The sequence below is a fragment of the Paenibacillus sp. AK002 genome (assembly GCF_053903045.1).
The window spans coordinates 328,643-347,868 of sequence record NZ_CP096377.1 but is presented as its reverse complement, the minus strand read 5'-3'; the positions used below and the strand labels follow the sequence as shown (position 1 = coordinate 347,868).

At 50.5% G+C, this 19,226-nt stretch carries 14 protein-coding genes; all 14 read right to left on the bottom strand.

All coding sequences use genetic code 11. The features are described from left to right. Window positions 1-14 precede the first annotated feature (14 nt). Window positions 15-689 (bottom strand): uracil-DNA glycosylase, encoded by a 675-nt coding sequence (locus tag M1D70_RS01570; RefSeq protein ID WP_456288938.1) that lies wholly within the window; start codon window positions 687-689, stop codon window positions 15-17. A 156-nt stretch (window positions 690-845) separates the two neighbouring features. Then, a complete protein-coding gene (locus M1D70_RS01565; protein WP_456288937.1) occupies window positions 846-1,730 on the bottom strand; it encodes a glycoside hydrolase family 43 protein in 885 nt (294 codons plus the stop codon). Window positions 1,731-1,907: 177 nt separating this feature from the next. After that, window positions 1,908-3,161, bottom strand: a complete 1,254-nt coding sequence (locus tag M1D70_RS01560) for a mechanosensitive ion channel family protein (RefSeq protein WP_456288936.1) — start codon at window positions 3,159-3,161, stop codon at window positions 1,908-1,910. Window positions 3,162-3,334: 173 nt separating this feature from the next. Further along, the gene (locus tag M1D70_RS01555; protein ID WP_456288935.1) at window positions 3,335-3,814 is read right to left on the bottom strand and encodes a DUF5381 family protein; all 480 of its coding nucleotides are present in this window, start codon (window positions 3,812-3,814) and stop codon (window positions 3,335-3,337) included. A 260-nt stretch (window positions 3,815-4,074) separates the two neighbouring features. Beyond that, entirely contained in the window at window positions 4,075-5,331 is a 1,257-nt protein-coding gene (locus M1D70_RS01550; protein ID WP_009593388.1) for a DUF438 domain-containing protein, read from the bottom strand. Between the two features lie 443 nt (window positions 5,332-5,774). Next, the gene (locus M1D70_RS01545; RefSeq protein ID WP_456288934.1) at window positions 5,775-7,130 is read right to left on the bottom strand and encodes an FAD-dependent oxidoreductase; all 1,356 of its coding nucleotides are present in this window, start codon (window positions 7,128-7,130) and stop codon (window positions 5,775-5,777) included. 34 nt (window positions 7,131-7,164) lie between these two features. Further along, window positions 7,165-8,022 (bottom strand): carbohydrate ABC transporter permease, encoded by an 858-nt coding sequence (locus tag M1D70_RS01540; protein ID WP_009593372.1) that lies wholly within the window; start codon window positions 8,020-8,022, stop codon window positions 7,165-7,167. After that, window positions 8,012-8,959, bottom strand: a complete 948-nt coding sequence (locus M1D70_RS01535; RefSeq protein ID WP_113059059.1) for a carbohydrate ABC transporter permease — start codon at window positions 8,957-8,959, stop codon at window positions 8,012-8,014. Before M1D70_RS01535 ends, M1D70_RS01540 begins: the two co-directional genes overlap by 11 nt. Before the next feature lie 26 nt (window positions 8,960-8,985). After that, window positions 8,986-9,678: a hypothetical protein gene (locus tag M1D70_RS01530; RefSeq protein WP_009593376.1), complete on the bottom strand. Its 693-nt coding sequence runs from the start codon at window positions 9,676-9,678 to the stop codon at window positions 8,986-8,988. 26 nt (window positions 9,679-9,704) lie between these two features. After that, on the bottom strand, window positions 9,705-10,997 hold the full coding sequence (locus M1D70_RS01525) for an ABC transporter substrate-binding protein (protein ID WP_456288933.1): 1,293 nt from the start codon (window positions 10,995-10,997) through the stop codon (window positions 9,705-9,707). 170 nt (window positions 10,998-11,167) lie between these two features. Further along, complete coding sequence (locus M1D70_RS01520; RefSeq protein ID WP_456288932.1) at window positions 11,168-11,932, bottom strand: response regulator transcription factor; 765 nt, start codon at window positions 11,930-11,932, stop codon at window positions 11,168-11,170. A gap of 10 nt (window positions 11,933-11,942) precedes the next feature. Continuing rightward, window positions 11,943-13,775: a cache domain-containing sensor histidine kinase gene (locus M1D70_RS01515; protein WP_009593365.1), complete on the bottom strand. Its 1,833-nt coding sequence runs from the start codon at window positions 13,773-13,775 to the stop codon at window positions 11,943-11,945. A gap of 376 nt (window positions 13,776-14,151) precedes the next feature. Further along, window positions 14,152-16,209, bottom strand: coding sequence for a pectate lyase family protein (locus M1D70_RS01510; protein ID WP_456288931.1), 2,058 nt, complete (start codon window positions 16,207-16,209; stop codon window positions 14,152-14,154). A 1,384-nt stretch (window positions 16,210-17,593) separates the two neighbouring features. Beyond that, on the bottom strand, window positions 17,594-19,207 hold the full coding sequence (locus M1D70_RS01505; RefSeq protein ID WP_456288930.1) for a hypothetical protein: 1,614 nt from the start codon (window positions 19,205-19,207) through the stop codon (window positions 17,594-17,596). Window positions 19,208-19,226 lie beyond the last annotated feature (19 nt).

Genomic DNA, 19,226 nt, shown 5'->3' with positions numbered 1-19,226 from the left:
CCCTCTCCTTCCGCTTACAAGTTCGGAATCTGCCAATTCACTTCCTGAAGCCCCATACTGCGTAGAAATTCGTTAGCGCGAGAAAACGGCTTGCTGCCAAAAAAGCCTCGATGCGCAGACAACGGACTCGGATGCGGCGAACGAATCAGTTTATGCTGCCGGTTCGTAATGAGCTCCGCCTTCTTCTGGGCGTGGCTTCCCCATAACAGGAACACGACAGGTTCCTTTTTCCGGTTGATCGCCTCAATAACCTTATCCGTAAAGCTTTCCCATCCCCTGTTTTTATGAGAATTCGCTTCATGGGCCCTTACGGTGAGCACCGTATTTAGAAGCAGTACCCCCTGCTTCGCCCATGTTATCAGATGGCCGTTATTGGGAATGAAGCAGCCCAGATCATCCTGAAGCTCCTTGTACATATTTTGCAAGGAAGGAGGCGTGCTGACGCCCTCTTTGACAGAGAAGCTTAGGCCGTGGGCCTGTCCCGGTCCATGATAAGGATCCTGGCCCAAAATGACCACCTTGGTGTCGGCCAGCGGTGTATAGTGCAGCGCGTTAAAAATATCGTATTTATCGGGAAAAATGGTCTTCGTCCGATATTCGTCAATAAGAAATTCCCGCAGCTGTAAGTAGTATGGCTTCGTAAACTCCTGCTCTAAATATGTCGCCCAGTCATTCTTCAATATCGCCATTTCGGGTTCTTTCCTCCTGCCATGGTCATAAAAATAAGATATAACTAGATTATATCATACGGATTATTTTCGGTATTTTCCTGACACCTATCCCTCACGAAGACGCAAAAAAAGCGACCGATTGCACGAGTCGCTTTTTCACCATTGATTCCCTAATCAAGTCATGATGACCGGCTCAATCTTGCCGTTGCCGATCCGCATCCGATCCATGCATAACTGGCGGTGTCCCGGCTCGGTGTCCCCAATGATTCGGCGGTGGTATACGATAAGCCATTCATCCCTCTCCTGCAAATGCAAGTAGCCATGGTGGCCGGGTCCTTCGGCAATCGGCTCCTGACGCTCCAGAATCGTGCCTTCATTCTTGAATGGACCGAGCGGACTGTCGCTTACGCCATAGGCTACGCGATAGGTTCCATTCGTCCATCCGCCCATGGACCACATCAGATAATAAAGTCCGTCCTTCTTAATCATACAAGGACCTTCCACGTATCCCTCCGGCGTAATGGAACGGAAAATTTCATTGCCTTCGTCGGCCAATGGAACGAATCCCGTCATCTCTTCGTTCATCCGCGCAACGTTGCAATGCCCCCATCCGCCATAATACAGATAGATCGTTCCATCTTCGTCCTTGAATAGATGCGCATCGATCGGCTGTGCCTGATGAATGAACTTATCCACGAGCGGCTTCCCCAAGTAGCCTCTGTACGGCCCCTCCGGACGGTCCGCAACGGCAATTTCCAAGCCGCCGATTTCCTCGTTCGATTGGATGTCGTTCGATGCAAACACGAGATAATATTTCCCTTGGTGTTCGATATGGGTCGGTGCCCAAACCGCCCTCCATATCCATGGAAAATCCGCCATTTCGATAATGCCTTCGTGTTTCTCCCAATGGATCAGATCGTCGGAACTGAATGCGTCCAGATTCATCTGCATCGTATATTCCGTGAAGGACCGCGTTGCATAAATCCAGTGCTTCCCCTCATACGTTCTGGCTTCGGGATCTGCATACCAGCCGGGTATGATCGGATTGTTGATGTTCAATGGTAGACACTCCTTTCCTGTGCTGGGCATGTCGAGTTCGAGCGAGAGGGCATCGCCCGCCGACCAATGGCGCTCGATTGAGCGATAGCCTCGTTCTACCATTGCTTCTACAACGGATAGCCAATCTCCTCCCGCGTGCAATCCTTGTAACTCGTTGAACTACCCTCCGAATCGTTCTCAATAACCCCGGGAATATTCCGGGCTTTCTTTGAGATGGACGATATCGTGGCCGGTTGGATTTTGGAAGGCACGAAGCCCGAAGGTCGGCGCAACGGCAAAGATATGGTCAAAGATATCCGCTTGAATCGATTCATACACACCCCAGTTGGTATCATTGCTGAACGCGTAGATTTCCAAGGGCAGTCCATTATCTCCCGGCGCTAACTGCCTGACAATCAGCGTCATATCCTTATGGATTTTCGGATGTTTCCGCAGGTATTGATGGATATACTCCCTGAACACGCCCACATTCGTAAGCTGTCTGCCGTTCACGTTGCTTTCCGTATTGATCTGATGCTCGATGTTGTATGCGTTAATTTCGTGTAATCGGGTCGTGACATAATCGGTAAGGTAGTGAATCTTCTGAAATTCCTCAATCATCTCCTTGGTGCAAAAGCAGATGCTGCTCGTATCGACATAGAAGCTTCGCTTAATTCTTCGGCCGCCGGATACCTGCATGCCTCTCCAGTTCTTGAACGAGTCCGAGATGAGGGCATAGCTGGGAATCATCGTGATCGTTTTATCGAAATTCATCACTTTTACCGTATTCAACGTAATGTCGATGACGTCGCCGTCCGCATTGTATTTCGGCATTTCAATCCAATCGCCGACACGCACCATATCATTGGATGATAATTGAACGCCTGCAACCAAGCCCAATATGGAGTCCTTGAAAACCAGCATCAGAACGGCCGATAGAGCACCAAGCCCACTGAGAATGATCAAAGGATTCTGTCCGATGAGGTTCGAGATCACCACAATGCCGCCGATGATGAACAGAACGATTTTCACCACCTGAATGTATCCCTTAATCGGCCTAATCTTGGAAACTTCAAATGAACGATAAATGTCATCAAAAGCATTAAGCAGCGCATTCAACACCGTGATGGTGACGATAATCATGTACGTCATGGCCGCTTTTTCAATCAGAATTTGGTACGCCGGAAAGATGGACGCCGAAAAATAAATAATGATTGCCGGCACAAGATGCGACAGCTTGTGGAACACTTTTTTCTCCACGATGATATTGTCCCATGTGTACCGATTGTTGTTGACGATATGAATAATCGTCTTCAGCACGATTTTTTTGGTAATAAAATTAGCCAGTATGGAGATCACCGCGATAAAAACGACCATGATCATATTCGAGAGATATCCAATGGTTTGTTCGCTCATGCCATATCCGTCTAGTTGATTTTTGATAAAGTCCATTGTTTCCTCCTGACGCAGTTTAAGATTAGCCTATTATTATAGAGGAGATTCTAGTACTGCGCAAAGTTCAGAATCAGACATCGCTGGGTTGATTTGGAAGATGCTTGGTGTAAGACGGTCTGTTTGAAAAACAAAAAAGAGCACCGAAAGGGTGCTCTCTTGGTCTGAGTCGATCAGATATATTTCATTTCCTTTCCGTTACGGCTGATCAACCCCCGCAGGCGCTTCATGACAGACTGAACTTCGGTATCGGTCAACAAATAATACGTATTCACCATCCAGGTTTCTCTGTTTTTTAAATGAAAAATCAGCTTAGGAAATTTCGGAAGCAGCCACTCCCGAATGGAAGGGCCGCTATAACTGATACTTGCAATCTCCTCCCACGCTACGGTCCGCTTTCCATCCGAAATGGAATTTTGATCGTAGGTTAGGAGCTGCGTGTCTGATCTCAGCGCCTTTGGCAAGCTGACAAACAGATAACCTCCAAAAAACGGAATCCCTATTATGGCTGATGTGATACAAAAAAACTTGCGAATAAAGGAAGTATCCATAAAAAAGGCCGCGTACAGCAGAAACAGGCAAGCCAGCACAAACAGTAAACTGCCAAGTGCTTTGCCCCATGCCACAGATTTCCGATAAGATATCGCGTTCATGATTTAGCGCCTTTCTAAAATTATTTGAACAGTCCTTTAATCCAGCTAACTCCACTTTCGACTGCTTTAGCTGTGCCGTGGTGATACCTCTATTGTATCAAAGAGCAGTTTTTTTTGTTTTGCTAGATGAAAAAGAGGCCTTGTCTCAGTCATTTACGATGACTTTTGAGACAGCCCCTTTTAGTAAGTATGATGGCGAAGCGTGGCCTCGAAACCACAGTTCGCCGGATCGCATTTTGATTGAATTGAACATATGAAACTTACGGAGAGAGTATCCGTTTTTGACCGGTAAGCTCCTGAATCGGCTTAATGTTTTGAGTGAATTCCAGCGTGCCTAAATAGTTTCCTTCTTCATCCCTTACGGCAAAATAACGAATGTAGACAAATTTATCTTTAACCGGGATCCAGAAATCTTCTGTATCTTTGACACCTGCTTTGAAATCAGCAAGCAGCTGATTGACGACGTGAACGCTTTGCGGAGGATGGCAGTTCTGAACACTTCGGCCGATCACCGCTTTGGTACGAACGAAGATTCGTTCTTTGCCCTGTGAAAAATATCGAACGATATCATGTTCATCGATAAAGGTTAGGTCGACCGGTAAATGATTTAAGATGGATTCCATCTGTTTGACCGATAAAATGCCTGTACTCATTCGGATATATCCCTCTTGCAGCGGAGAAGACCCCAATCCCTGACCTGCCCCAGGTTCAGCTGCTCTTTCAGGAATCCATGGTTGATCCGGTGCAACCAAGCAATAACCGACTTCTTCGCTTTGGGCAGCAATTTGAAGCCATTCATCTTCCGTCAACTTCTCCAGAGCCATAGGCAGTAAAATATGTTCCTCTTTATAGATCATTTCTGTTACTTCGTTTAAGACGCGTTTGGCAAGGTCCACTACGCTCTGCGTATTGCCCTCATCATGAGCGAGTTTGGATTTCACTTCTTTTATTCCCATTCGGATACCGTCATCTACCGCCCACATCACCTTGGTCGGTCCATAAATTCCGTATTTCTCGAGAAATGGAAAGAGCAAATTTTCTTTGCGGCTGTAGTGTTTGTCTACGTCATAGAGGAGACTGAAATCCTCCAGCAATTTGAGGCGATTTGCTTCCCCTTGATCCTTCAGAAATTGATCCAGATGCAGCGCGATTTTGAAATTTGCCAGTCGATCGATTTCTTGGTTCTCCCTCTTAAACGTAAACACAGGATGTCCAGGCTGCTCTTCGGGTTTATGAGTTCTGTGAATGTCTTGGATGGAACCTTTGAATACGGCAGCATGCACGCTGCACAGTCGCTGTACTTCGGTTACCGGTATTCCTTCCTCCTGCATCAGCACTTGTTCCAGCTCCGAAATTTCATCAACCGATATTTCGCCCACAGCTTGATTGAATTTTGACTTCACTTCTTCCACGCTTTTTCCATGGTGCAGCTCTTTCATGATTTCCTTGAGCAAATGTATACGGGCCGTTCGATGAGCAGAAAGTCCTTCCTCACGGTTATTAATGAATTCACTCATGTTCATCACCTCTGTTTTGTTTCAATATATAAAGATGAATTTCTATTCTGTTTACATCTCTAAACTAGCATCCTCATGCTCCATGACTTGTGATTAAAAGCACAAAGGGAATGAAAATTCATTGAACAAAGAAAGGACCCGTCTTCTTCGAAAAATTTTTGTCCGCTTGACGATATGGCCCGCACGACTGACGCGAAGCCCGCTCAGCCATAAATATGTAGCAACCCTTGTTTCCGAATTGTATTGAGCTGGCACACAAAAAAGCGACCGGTCACGGTCGCTTTTTAATTGAATGTATGTAGGGTAATCAAACCCCTATATTGAAAAATCCGGAACACAGGTGATGGCGATTACATAGATTTTCTAGACACTTCATACTTCTGAATCAGCAAAAATACGGCGCCGCCCCAGGTTTAATACCGGAGCGGCTAGCCCGCGTCTTTTCACACAATCGCCCCTTGGGCGTGCAGCATCTCCCTGAGCTGCGATGCATCGACTTCCGCCGCGGTGATTCCCGCCTTGCAGGCCAGGGCCGCCGCCGTGCCCGCCGCTTCTCCCGTAGCCATGCAGCTTGGCGTCAAGCGCGTGGTCGCCAGTGCTTCATGCGTGGTGGAAATGCAGCGCCCTGCCGCGAGCAGATTTGCTGGCCCTCGGGCCACCAGGCAGCGGTAAGGAATGCTGTAGGAACCGTCATTCTCGATGGTAGCCTCCATGATCCCTTTGCCTGACGGATCATGCAAGTCAACCGGATAACCGCTCCTCGCAATGCCGTCTTCAAAATGTCGTCCCGTCACCACGTCCTCCATCGTTAACCGATACAGACCGTCGATTCGGCGCGATTCCCTAATTCCGATCTGGGGAGCAACCGAGGAAATGGAGGCCTCGGCAAATCCGGGCACCCGCGACTTCAAAAATTCCGCCATCATCAGCACCTGCTTGCGCCCTTCCTCCTCCGCCAAAGTGAGTTCCTCGACATCGGTAGCGCTTAAGCCTTGTACCCGCGTACAGTTAATCAGCACCTCATCCTTCTCCGGTCCGATAAACAACAGAACCTGATCGCGGTTGATCGGGACCTCCGCAGCCTTCCACTCCTTATAAAAGCCGGAAACCCCCGTGAGCGGAATAAGCTCCTTCTCTAGCTCGGCAAACGGCGTCTTGTGATAAAAGTTGTCGGGATCAGCAAGCATCGCCTTCCGAATCGCCTCCACGTCAACACCCCGCATCCGGAATTTCATCGTCATCGGCTGCGACAGCCCGTCGCTTTCCCGCCCCTGAAGCGTCGGCGCTCCCGCCAGATAAGCGACGTCCGCATCGCCGGACGCATCGACGAACATCTTCCCGTCCACCTTGATTCGCCCCGATTTTCCAGTAAGGGTCACGGACTGGATGTATTCGCCTTCACGTCCCACTTCGTCAACGAAGCTGTGCGAGACGAGCTTTACCCCCGCTTCGCGCAGCATATCGACGGCAAGCACCTTATATATCTCTGGATGGTACGGCGTCAGCGTATGCACGAAACCGACGGTATCGCGAAGATGGCCGGGCGAGCCCCCGCGCTCCATCAAGCGCTCCACAATTTCCTGTGCAATGCCGCCGATGACCCGTTCCCCTTGCTGAGTATGAAACGTCATCCAAGGATAAACTCCGGCAGCCGTAGACATCCCGCCGACAAATCCGTACCGCTCAATCAAGATGACGCTTGCCCCCTGCCTGCCGGCGGCAATGGCGGCGGCAATGCCTGCCGGCCCTGCACCTATAACTACCACGTCCGCCTCCATGATCCGTGTCCTGCTGTCCATCTCTTTTCACTCCTCCTTTTAAGCGTTATTTACCCTATTCCTTGAGACCCGTCATGGATACCCCTTCGACAAACTGCTTCTGCGCAAAGAAAAACACAATGAGCAGTGGTAATGTCGCCATAACCGAAGCGCTCATCAGCAGATGCCACGATGTTCCCGACTCATCGGTAAACAGCGATAATCCCAGCGGCAAGGTCATCAGCTTACGGTCATTAATAAAGATGAGCGGATCAAAAAAATCGTTCCAGCTCGTCAAAAACGTGAAAATGATCAGCGTGGCGATCGCGGGTTTTGCTAACGGCAACATGATTGTGGAATAAATCCGCAGCCGCGAGCAGCCGTCGATCATCGCTGCCTCCTCCAGCTCCTTCGGAATCCCCAGAAAAAATTGCCGCATCACAAACACCCCGAACACACCGCCCGCGCCGAATATAGGCAAAATAATCAGCGGTAAATGCGTATTGATCCAACCCAGCTCACGCATAAACAGAAACATCGGAATGGCAATGACCTCGTTCGGAATCATCATCGTGCTCAGCAGCAGCAGAAACACCAGGCTTCTCCCCCAAAAAGGAATTCGTGCGAACGAATACCCCGCCATGGAAGAGAAAAGCACGGTGCCCACGGTAACCAGAAGGGCGATATATACGCTGTTGCCATAAAATAGATGGAACGGGATCGTCTCCAGCACTTCCGCATAATTCGCCCATCGTATCGGCGACGGAATCAGCTGCGGCGGAAAAACAAACACATCGGCCGGCTGTTTGAGCGAAGTAGAGACCATCCACACGAACGGGGTCATCATGACCACCGAAACGGCAAGCAGCAGCAGATAATGGAACAGGTTCCCGCCTGCCGGGTTGCCCCTTTTAGCAAATAGACTAGCTTTCATTCAGAACCCACCTTTTTCTCATCTGCCATTGTGCCAGCGTAAGCAGCAGGGTGATGACAAACAGCACATAAGCCAGCGCAGAAGCATATCCGAACTCGAACAGCTTAAAGGCTCGTTCCCAAATGTTGTAGACGAGCACCTTGGTGCTTCCGGAAGGCCCCCCTTGTGTCATCACGTAAATTTGTCCGAACACCTTCAGCGAACCGATAATGGTCATCATCAGGGTCAAAAAAATCGTCGGCGTGATCATGGGTACGGTAATTCGGAAAAAAATCCGCATTCTCCCTGCGCCATCGATCCTGGCCGCCTCGTAGAGCTGCGCCGGAACCTGCTGCAGCGCCGCAATGAACAACACCATATTCAAACCGACATTTTTCAGGAGACTGGTCACGATAACAACGGGCATGGCAAGCCGGGTATCGTACAGCCAGGCCGGGCCGGTAATGCCGATCATACGCAGCAGCTGGTTAATGAACCCGGAATCCGTGGCAAACATATACTTCCAAACAATCGACCAGACCACCAGCGAGGTCATAACCGGAATAAAGATCAATGTCCGGAAAAAGCCGGCTCCGCGAATATTTTTTGATAACGGGATTGCAAGCAGCAATGCCAAAATAATGTTCAGCGGAACAAGTCCGGCGGCAAAATAAAGCGTATTGCCCAGCACGCGCCAAAATTCTGCATCCCCCGCAATCGTGCGGTAGTTCTCGAATCCGATGAGCTTGGCCTCACCCAGCAGCGGCCAATCGGTAAAACTCATATAAAGCGCCATCATGAGCGGGACAAGCAGCAGCAGAACGAACCCCAGCACCATCGGCAGCACGAACAGCCAACCCGCCAAATGGTCACCGCGGTTTAAAGGCCTGGTCTTCCTTGCCTTCCTTCGGAATGGACGGCCGGGCCCTTCAGATTTTATCGTTTCAAGTGTGGTCATGTCGCTTTCCTCCTTGTGGGGCACCTCTACAGACGATCGATTGCATTCCGTAAAGCGGCAACCTCCCTAAGGATGCCTTCCGCTTCATTGCCCGTGACCACCGCTCCGACCAACAGCACCTTGACGCCGCTATCGGCCAAGGCCGGGATATCCTCCGGGCCGATTTTACGCTGCGTTGGCACAATGACCGGCAAACCGCCGTGTGCCGCCAGCCAGCGGTAATGAAGCAGATCGGCAAGGGTAAGCCTGGTACCATATTCATGGCCGGGAACGATGGAAGCCTCAAGCGCGCTGATGCCGAAGGTCCGGCCTCCTTCCACGACGCCCCGGTCGAACTCGCTATCGATCGCAAACGTTCTTGCCAATCCCGGGGCCTGCAGCAGAGAAGCAGGATGATGAAAGGCATAAATCGAGTAGAAATCGACGCCAAGCTCAGGGAGCCGGTTGATTTCCTCCGCGTTTACCTCTTCCACCGAGCCTCCGGGCACAATTCCAAGGGGGCCGTCAAAGCGGGAGCGAATGTCCTTGAAAATGTCGGCATAGCTGTCCAGCGTGCCGAAGCGATTGCCGCTGGCCCGGTGCCCTACGTTGATATGGACTTTCAAACCGTCGGCGCCCGAAGCCAAGGCTGCCTCTGCAAGCTTGATGTCATTGGCCGGGAGGCTGACGAACAGCTGCAGCCCCGGCGCTTCGTTTAATGCTTTATCCAAACGATTCATGCCCGTTCCTCCTAACGTAACTGCCTCTATTTGCTCAGCAGAGCATCCACCTTGCTTTTTACCTCATCCTGAATTTTCTGCGGTTCGCCCCGCCCGGCAAATAACTCGTCAAAGCCTGTCAAAATCTCCGTGTCGATGTTTTGCCAGCGGATATGTCCCGGCTGCACAACCGCTTTAGGCATTTCGTCGATGACCGCCTGCTTGATGTGCCCGGCATCCGGATTGCCCTCCACGCTCAGGAACTCATCCGAGTTCAGCACCGATTGGCGCGGCGGCACAAAGAAGGCCGAAGTTTTCTGTACACCCTCTTTGCCGGCAAGGAATTTCAACAGTTCCTTGGCTTCCTCCGGATGTTTTCCCTCTTTAAATAGCACGTAACCCGCCTGACCCATCATCGGAACGCTGCCTTTCGAGCCCGATGGCATTGGCGCAATGCTCCATTTGAAATTTTGGATCTCCCTGGCTTTGGATACAAAGCTATAGTTGTCGAAAATCATGCCGATTTGCCCGGATTCAAAATTAACCTGCTCTCCCGCCTTCGGGTGCGAGCCTTCCGTAAACATCATGCGCTTCAGCATGTCCAAGGTTTCAACCCCGTATTGATCATTCCAAGTGTATTCCGTCATCTCTGGATTAAAAGGTCCGCTCCCGTTTGACCAAGAATACGAAGCGAGAATAATCCATGTCTTCCAGTCGCGGAAAAAGTTAGCCCCGTAAACGTTCGGTGAAGCAGCGCTCGTCTTGATCGTTTTTGCAGCTTCTTCGAACGTTTCCCACGTCCATTCACCTTTTTCCGCAAGCTCGTTCGGCGTACTTAAGCCCGCTTGCTTGAACAAATCTTCGTTGTAGAACACCACGCTGGGCGGAGTGGAAAACGGCAGTCCGTATAGCTTGTCGTCCTGGCGAAACAGTTCAAGCGTCGAAGGTATAATGTCATCGATGTCAAAAGCGTCATCCTGAACGATATCCGTGACATCGGCCAGAATGTCGTTGGCCATAAATTGCGGTACCATCCGCTCCGATACCCAGGCAATGTCGGGCAGCTCCTGGCCTGCCGCCAGTACGGACATTTTTTGCTGATAGTCCGCAAACGGGATCGTGTCAATTTGCACCTCAATATTCGGATGCTCCTGCGTGAAAGCGTCAGTCAGCCCTTTGTACAGCTCAAGCTGCGCCGGATTTCCCCATGTCGCGAATTTGAGCAGTACCTTCTCGCCACTGGCTTCGCCTGGCGTATTCTTCGGCTGTTCTTTTCCGGCGCAGCCCATGAGCCCCACACCAAGTGTTAATGCCAATAAACCGGTCAACCATTTTTTCATATACCGCTTCCCCCTCTGCATTGTTCAAGTTAAGGTTGTGATGAGGTTAATTATATTTACATATGGTCATATAAAAAATCACTAAACGTTCAGAAAAGGTACGATTTTTTTAGGTTATTTCCGTTTTAGTCCATAAAAAAGAACTACATAACATAATTTGTTATGTAGTATTACACACTGTATTGCTCCCGATAGGTTCCCGGCGTCATTCCGGTATGCTGTTTAAATACCAGCATAAAATGCTTCGGACTTTGATATCCCGATAAACGGGCGATATCGTAAACCTTCAGGTTCGTCGTCTCCAGCAGCCTGCAGGCTCGCCGGATGCGCGTTTCGGCGATATAATCGGACAAATTGCCGCCCCCTTCCTGCTTAAAGAGCTGGCTTAGATAGGAAGGATTTAAATGCACCATCTCCGCTAACGTCTGCAAACGCAAATCACCGTCGGGGTTTTCAGCGATATACGCCTTCAGCTTCCGGATCATCCTGCGCCCCTCGCTGGACGGCGGCCCCCCGTCCGCCTCGCTATACGGCTCAGCCCCGCCCGCATTTCGATTTGAAGAATTCAAGGTTAGCCGAATCTTGTCCAATGCAACCGTAAAATCCTTACGGTCTATGGGCTTCAGCAGGTAATCGGCGATCCCGAATTGCAGCGCTTTTTTGGCGTATACAAAATCTCCATAGCCGCTGATAATGACAATCGGCATCTCATGGCCCGCGGTCCGCAGCTTTTCGACCATCTGAAGCCCGTCCATCTCCCGCATTCGAATATCCGTAATGAGCACATCCACCACATTGCGTTCCAGATAAGCCAGCGCTTCCTTTCCATGAGCGGCTTCGTATACGACCTCAACATCAGGAGCCACACGGCCGATCAAATCGCGGATGCCTTTACGGATAATATCCTCGTCCTCCACTAACATGAGCTTGATCATGGATGACCTCCTACCTTTCTTGTTTCGCGAACGGCAGCGTCACGGTAAAAGCCGCACCTTGTCCCACGCTTCCATCGATTTCGAAGTCGCAGTCCCGGCCGTAAATCAAACGCAACCGCTGATTAATATTTTTTAGCGCCACTCCATGACCGCGTAATGGCATTGCCGGAGTTTTTACTGCCACATCATCACCGGCCTCTTCCAATGAAGCTTGCAGAGCCGCCAATTCATCCTCCGACAAGCCCCGCCCGTCATCCCGAATGGTCAACAGCACCTCATCCTCAAATCGCGCCACCGTAACGTATACCGTGCCCCCTTGCTCGCGGTCTCCAATCCCGTGCATAATCGCATTTTCAATGAGCGGCTGGAGCAGCAGCTTCGGAACCAGGCAATCGTCCAACCCTTCTTCGATATCGAACATAGCCTGCAGCCTGGAACCGTGGCGCATTTTTTGAATGCGAATATACGACTCCGCCGTCTCAAGCTCCTCGCCAAGCCGGATGAGGCTTCGGTCCTGCTCCACTGCGCTGCGGATCAGTCGTCCCAAAGCCGTGGCCATTTCCGAGACGTCCTCATTATTGCGCTGCCGGGCAAGCATGCTGATCGACTCCAGCGTATTATATATAAAATGGGGTTGGATCTGGCTCTGCAGTGCGGCTAGCTCCGCCTCTCTTTCCCTCATGCCGAGCACGTATACTTCATGGACGAGCCGGTCAATTTCCTCTACCATCCGGTTGAAGCCGGAACCAAGCCGACCGATTTCATCCTCAGTTACCGGCACGCTCTGCTTGAAATCGCCGAGCTCCACAAGTCGCATTTTTCGTACCAGCGTCCCGAGAGGTTGGGTCAGCCGATAAGAGAAGTAGATGGCTAAGGCCCCGGCCAAAACGAGACATATCAGGCCGGCTAGAAGCGTAAAGTTGCGAAGTTCCTTGGTCTCCACAAGCAGGGATGCCACCGGAATATAGCTCACAATATTGATATCGGAATATCGGGAATAGTTGGAGACAACCAAATACTTGCTGCCCTCCATATGCAGAATCTCGCTGGCCGTTTCCGAACGCCCTGAAAGCCCGAGGATCCGGTCCGATAGCAGCTTGGAGGCTTCCGTTTCCCCATCTGCGGTCGCCGTGTAGAAAAGCTCTTCCCGGCTATTCTGCACGACGATGCCGCCGTTCTCTTCCAGCCTGACATTATCGACAAGCTGCTTGAACAAGGTCTGCTTCAAATCGATTTTGACTAACCCGAGCGTCCGGTTGGTATTGGGCTCACGGATCAGCCGGGCTACGGAAAAATAGCTTTGATTGCCGTCCAGATAGTAAGAAGGCCGATGAGGCGGAAGCAGCACCCAAGCCCCTCTCGCTTCCACCACGCCGGGGTACCAGGGCTGCCGCTCCACGTCTGTATAGGCAGCGATCGCGCTAGGAGCCAGGCTTGAGAAGGTGTAACCGCTTCCGGCGAAAATCTGGATACTGTCAATCTCTGGCCTGTCGAAGGTCATGCTGGCGATATAAAGCTGCATTTTGGAGCGTTCTTCCACCGTAGGCTGCTGATGTAGACTATCCTCCTCCCTGTACTTGCGCAAGATGGACAATACCCCCGAATCGTACAAAGGCATCAACGTCAATCTCTGCATCTCCATCAGGGTCCTGTCCAAATTCCGGTTGATCTGGTCCACCAATTGAGCGGTATAATCGGAGGTTCTTCGTTCAACGGAGTTGGAGAAACCCACGTAGGTAGCCACGCCCTGCAGGCTGAGCGGAATCGAAATGAGCAGCAGGAAGATCAGCAAAATTTTAGCACGAAGACTCCAGGACTTAAGCGGTTTGAACCTGAAAGACACGCTGGCCACCCCCTTCCGCCAGTCCCGTTTATTTTCACTTCATTGTACAGGAACATGGTGGGGATGACTACGGGATACGAAATCGAATTCCGAAGTTGGCTAAAGTTAGACTGTGAAACCGATTTCATAATTGTATAATTGTTATAACGATTGAATGTGCTGATAAAGAGTGAATCTTTATGAATAGGATGGTTGGGATGGATTTTACGGGAGATGTGGTTAATCATAAATATCAGTTTCCCGACTTAGCAGCTACCATTCAGATGCATGGTGTCCCAATAACCAAATCAACAGATAAAATATAAAAAGCGACCGAATCACGGTCGCTTTTTATATTCGTATGAGAGACGCGCGGGAGCACAAACCCCGCCCTGCTCTACTCCAACTCCATATAAAAGAGATTCGTCGTATGATCTTTTGTAATCGTATGCGCTCCTGGAGCAAGTGGCACACTGACCATACCATTCGTCATTGGATAACTCGTTCCATCAATCTTGATCTTGGTTCCGTCTGCCGAATTAAACACTAATGTTAATGTAGCGGTTTCCGTAGAGGTAAAGGTAATGCGGGTTGAACTCTCGATTTTCAAACATTGGGTTAGCGTTAAGCCGTTATACACCGCGGTTCCCTTGGTTGTGGAGAGATTCCCTACAATATGAAAGAAATCGCTTGCTAATCCGGACGTTGTAAAGTTGTGAACATGTTCTCCGGTGGACGGCTCTGGTTCTGGTTCCGGCTCCGCCCCGGTTGAATTCCCGCCTACGGATACAAGCCCGCTGGTGTAGCTGCTTATTTTAGCCATAAGAGCTGTATTGAGTGTATAGGATGTGTCGTCTACGGCATCATTGAATTCCCAAGTGAAGTCCCCGTTATTCAGGCGTCCGGCTTGTGCGGTAACGATCTGTTCCACATCGCTCACGTTATCGATGTCGGCGCTATTTACTCCCGTATCGACGGTTGTATCGAAGTTATTATAAGCCGTTCCTCCCACGAATGCTTTGTATGAGCTTGGTACGGTTTCATTTCTTGATGAAGCCAAGTATGCATCGAATGAGGTTGCATTTACCGGAGCTGTTCCGGTATTGGAATTTGCATAAATCAGGCTGTCCGCATCTACGATCCTATTGTTATAGGCCTTAATCACGCCTCCGTCTTCGCCTGAAAAGGTCCCTTCCCCTAAAGCATCCGTACCTTGCAAGGAACTCAACATCGGGTATTTGGCATGTCTAAAGTAATTGGATTCCACGAAGGCCGAAGCTCCCGTTGTCACACCCACCCCATATTTTGAGACTCCGTCATAGAAGTTATTGTAGATGTGAACCGATGCCAATCGGATTCGCGGATGGCGGGAGTCCGAGTGATCAAACCAGTTATGGTGGAAGGTGACAAAGAATTCCTCCGATTCGCTCAAACCGACCAAAGCCGCTTTTCCCGAATCCCAGTAGTGATTGTAAGAGATGGTAATATAGGTCGACCCTTTTTTCAGGTCCGTTGAACCATCGCCCTTGGCCTGGTCGGCATCTCCTCCTGCGGTTCCATAAAACAGATCGTTATTATGCACCCACACGTTGACGTTTCCTGTATCCATGGAAATTCCATCATCAGGGAACAACATGAGCCCGAGGTTTCTTACTTCCACATTCCCTACGTATCTAAGGAGCAATCCCCACCCGTAAGCATAAGCGTCGTCTCCGATCCCTTCGATCGTCATATTCATTTCCGAGTAATTGTTTTTGCCTTTTACTTGAAGGTAGCCGCTGCTATTCAGCTGTCCGCTCATGTCGTCATCGGTAACTTTTCCAATAAACCGGATCGCAAGAGGGGTTGTATCATAGCCTTTTTGTCTTAGCGTCAAAATCTCGCCGATCCCCACGCCCGTTTGAACCCCGCCTGAGCTATTGATTTTCACATCAAGGGTTACGGTTCGTGCCGTCTCGGAGGTCACATAAATAACTTGTGCACCATCTTTAAGCGTACCGTCATCATTGTAGGCACCCGAGCCAGTCCCGTATGGCGAGTCTGAGGAAAAAGCAAATCCGGATCGATCATGCAGCGCTACGGATAGGTTATTCGAAACGACACTTACCGTTGAACCGTCCGACAGCCTGGCTTCAACCTTCATCACATAATTTCCTGCTGCAAGTCCAACGGCATCTGCTCTCCAATAGGAAGGGTATTGCCGGATCAGCTCATTATCCAGTTGTTGAAAGCCGGAATCCGGCGCATTGGCGTGTTTCACGTAGACATTGTATCCCTCCGCATTACTCACGGGTGACCATTCTATATACGTCGTTTCATTCCAGCCCCCGCCGCCGATAATCGAAAGACCGGCAGCATGGACCGTTGTCTTATTCACCCATCCTCCCGCTATGAGAGATAGCGCCAGAGAAAACAACAACACCATGCCGGTTACCTTTGCAACGCTGTTCTTCATTTCATCTCCTCCTTTTTTTTATTCACTTGTGCTTTTGTAATCGCTTGCAATAAATTGGAGCTTTCTTATCAGCCTCCTCTCTTTATGGACCCTGTCTGTCAAACAATGTCCTTGTTTAAAATCAACAATTTTTGGAATTCCATCCACAGCTTATCAGCTTCGAAAACAGTTCCGAAACAATCATTTTGTTATAACCTGCGCATTCCGCGATATTCTGAGTTAATGATTATAGGTCAGGGAAATGACACTTACTCTGGACAACCTCCATGCCGGGCTGGTCGTGAACGGCTGAAAGCTGCAGATACAAGGCGTAGATCGGGCTATATTTCAGGCTTGTCCGGAGGCAAACGAAAAAAGCGACCGGTTAAGGCCAACTTCCCGGTTGTATGGCTTCTGCTGACTTCTCTCAGCGAGCTGTACTCTGTCTTTCGGGATCCTATATCCTACTCCACGTCTGTGATATCTCCCCGGGTAAGAGTGGTAACCTTCCCCTCATCCATCTGCCACATCTAGCATGATGGAATTCGGGCAGTACTGGACTTTTCTTTGCATTGCAAGCTCGTCCGTCCCATCACGCCCTCTATGTGGATTTCTGTTCGTCAGACGGAGGATTTGCCTCCGGCCTCCTTCAGATTCGGCCTAACGGCCGACACCCTTGCTTTTTTGGCTAACAGTTCCTACTGCCAAGCCTGTAGCGGACTTTCACCGCCAAGCTCTCGCCCATGCCGGGCGCACAATGAAAAAGCCACCAACCGGAACACGGGCTGATGACTTGCGCATGATTTTATGAAGAGCCGTGGCTTGGCAGGATATACGGCATGCCGCATTAAAGCTTTTCCGTTATGTAACGGCGTAAGCTTTTTGTATTACTGTTATTCAGTTCGGCAGCAATTAGCCGCGTATAGATTCCATCATGATGATACCGCCATCCAGCACTATTAAAGTCCATCGATTTTGCGTTATTTGAGGACACTGGGTCCGCTATTTCCTTGTTTATACCGATCTCGCAGCAATATGCGGACAAGAGATCCGTTATTCCGGGATTTTTCGCGGATTAATCCGTGATTATGATACAATAGCGGATCCTCTGTCCGCGTGAACTCCAGAATAGGCCGATTCCCGTAAAATAACGGATCCTCTGTCCTCATGATCTTCTTAATGGGCGAATCTCAGCATTTAGCATGCCTCTTCCGTCCGCATAAAGCGAGAATGGGCCGATTCCCGTAAAATAACCGATCCTCTGTCCTCGTGATCTTCTTAATGGGCGAATTTCAGCATTTAGCATGCCTCTTCCGTCCGCATAAAGCGAGAATGGGCCGATTCTGTAAATAAGGGACCTCCATCCACTTGCCCACGGAAAGCGATGCTTTCTTGTTCAGGCAGTTTAACGCCACCATTCGTGATCTCTTGTACCTGCCCCCAAGACGGCTTCGCCGTTCCAGCTGTAATTCCGGACCTCCCCGGCAATCTTCCACAAAGAAGGACAACTGTTATACATCCAGTCTAACGGCTCCGCTGCCGGAAGCGGACGGGAAGCAGCCTCAAAGGCCTGCCGCACCTCCCGCTTCTGCAGCAAGCTTAACTCCTTCTGGTCGACCGACACGAAGAGCGGCGTGCCGCTGTTTGCCAGCAGATCGAGCCACTGACGATTGAATTCCCAAGGAACGCTGGAGGTGATGCCTACGCAATCCGCATCATGGCTGAACAAGGTTCCATGCTGAGGCATTCGGAAGGCCAGCGTATTCACGCCCATTCTGCGCGTTCTTTCCCACGATCTGCCGCTGGTATCATCTCCGGTGCGCTGAATTTCAAACAAGCCTGCCGCCAGATGCCCAATCGTATTGCAGCCGATAATCAGACTGTCTTTCGAAGCCTCAGCAATCGTCCGGTACAAGTCGAGGACGATTTCGGCGGTGGTGCGGGTGGTATCCCCCAAGGCGTACGGCAGTGCATGGGCTTTTCCCTTCATCTGAAACCCCCATTGCCCAAACAGATCGAAGGTCGAAAAATCATGCTTGATCAGCTCATAACCCCATTCATTCATCCGACTCATCGTGTCCGCGACATATTCCAGCACATCCGGGCAGCTCGGATCTAAGAAATGCCCGCCTTTCGTATAACGGATCCAGGATTCCGGCACCTTCTCCTGCGTCAGCAGTGGACGACACCAGATGCCGGGTCTAACGCCAGCCTGCTTCATTTCATCCGCTAGTCCAGCCATGTCGGGAAAACCACGATTTCCTATCCATGGACCACCGTTACAGGTGCCGGAACTGATCTGCCAGCCGTCATCGATGACCATGAACGGACGATTCGTTAAGCCCTCCGCCATGGCGGAAATAAACCGCGAATCTTCTACTATTCGATGGTGGGAGCTCTTGCCGTAGGCATAATACCAGTTGTTGCCCCCATACACCGGAACGCTCGGCAGCACCGGCTGCTCGCACATGGAGCTGCACAGCATCCGGGTCGTCTCATACGGCGTCATGTTCTCGCCTCCATGGACCTGCACGAGCTCGGCGAATTTGAGAATCCGCTTTCCAAGGGTGACGCCTTGACTGCCGCTGCTTACATCCGCCGTCAGCGTCACGCCATCGGCGTCCACCTGCCAGCAGCACATCGATCCCGCCCCGGTTTTCACTCCGAACCCGGCCGTCGATGAGCCGTCGTGAATCATGAAATACCATGGCATCGCGCGCTCCGGCTGCAGGCCGGACCAGCCCATGTCTCCGTAGCCGCGTTCCCAGTGATCTCCGAACAGCGTTACCGGTTTCGCGAAGCGGTGGTTCCAACGAATGCGGATGGTATATACCGCCAGCTTTGTAGATTCCAGATAAAGTCCCATATCCGCTGCCGTTTCCCGCTGCTTCATGGTCACCGCGACGTGTCCCGCGCTCCACACCGAATCCGCCGCAGGCATCAGCTTCTCCCAGCCCTGTTCGGTCTCGGCCAGCACCAACGAAGGTGAATTGAATATATTAAAATCCAACCTCTTCACTTCCTTCCAAGCTTGTTAA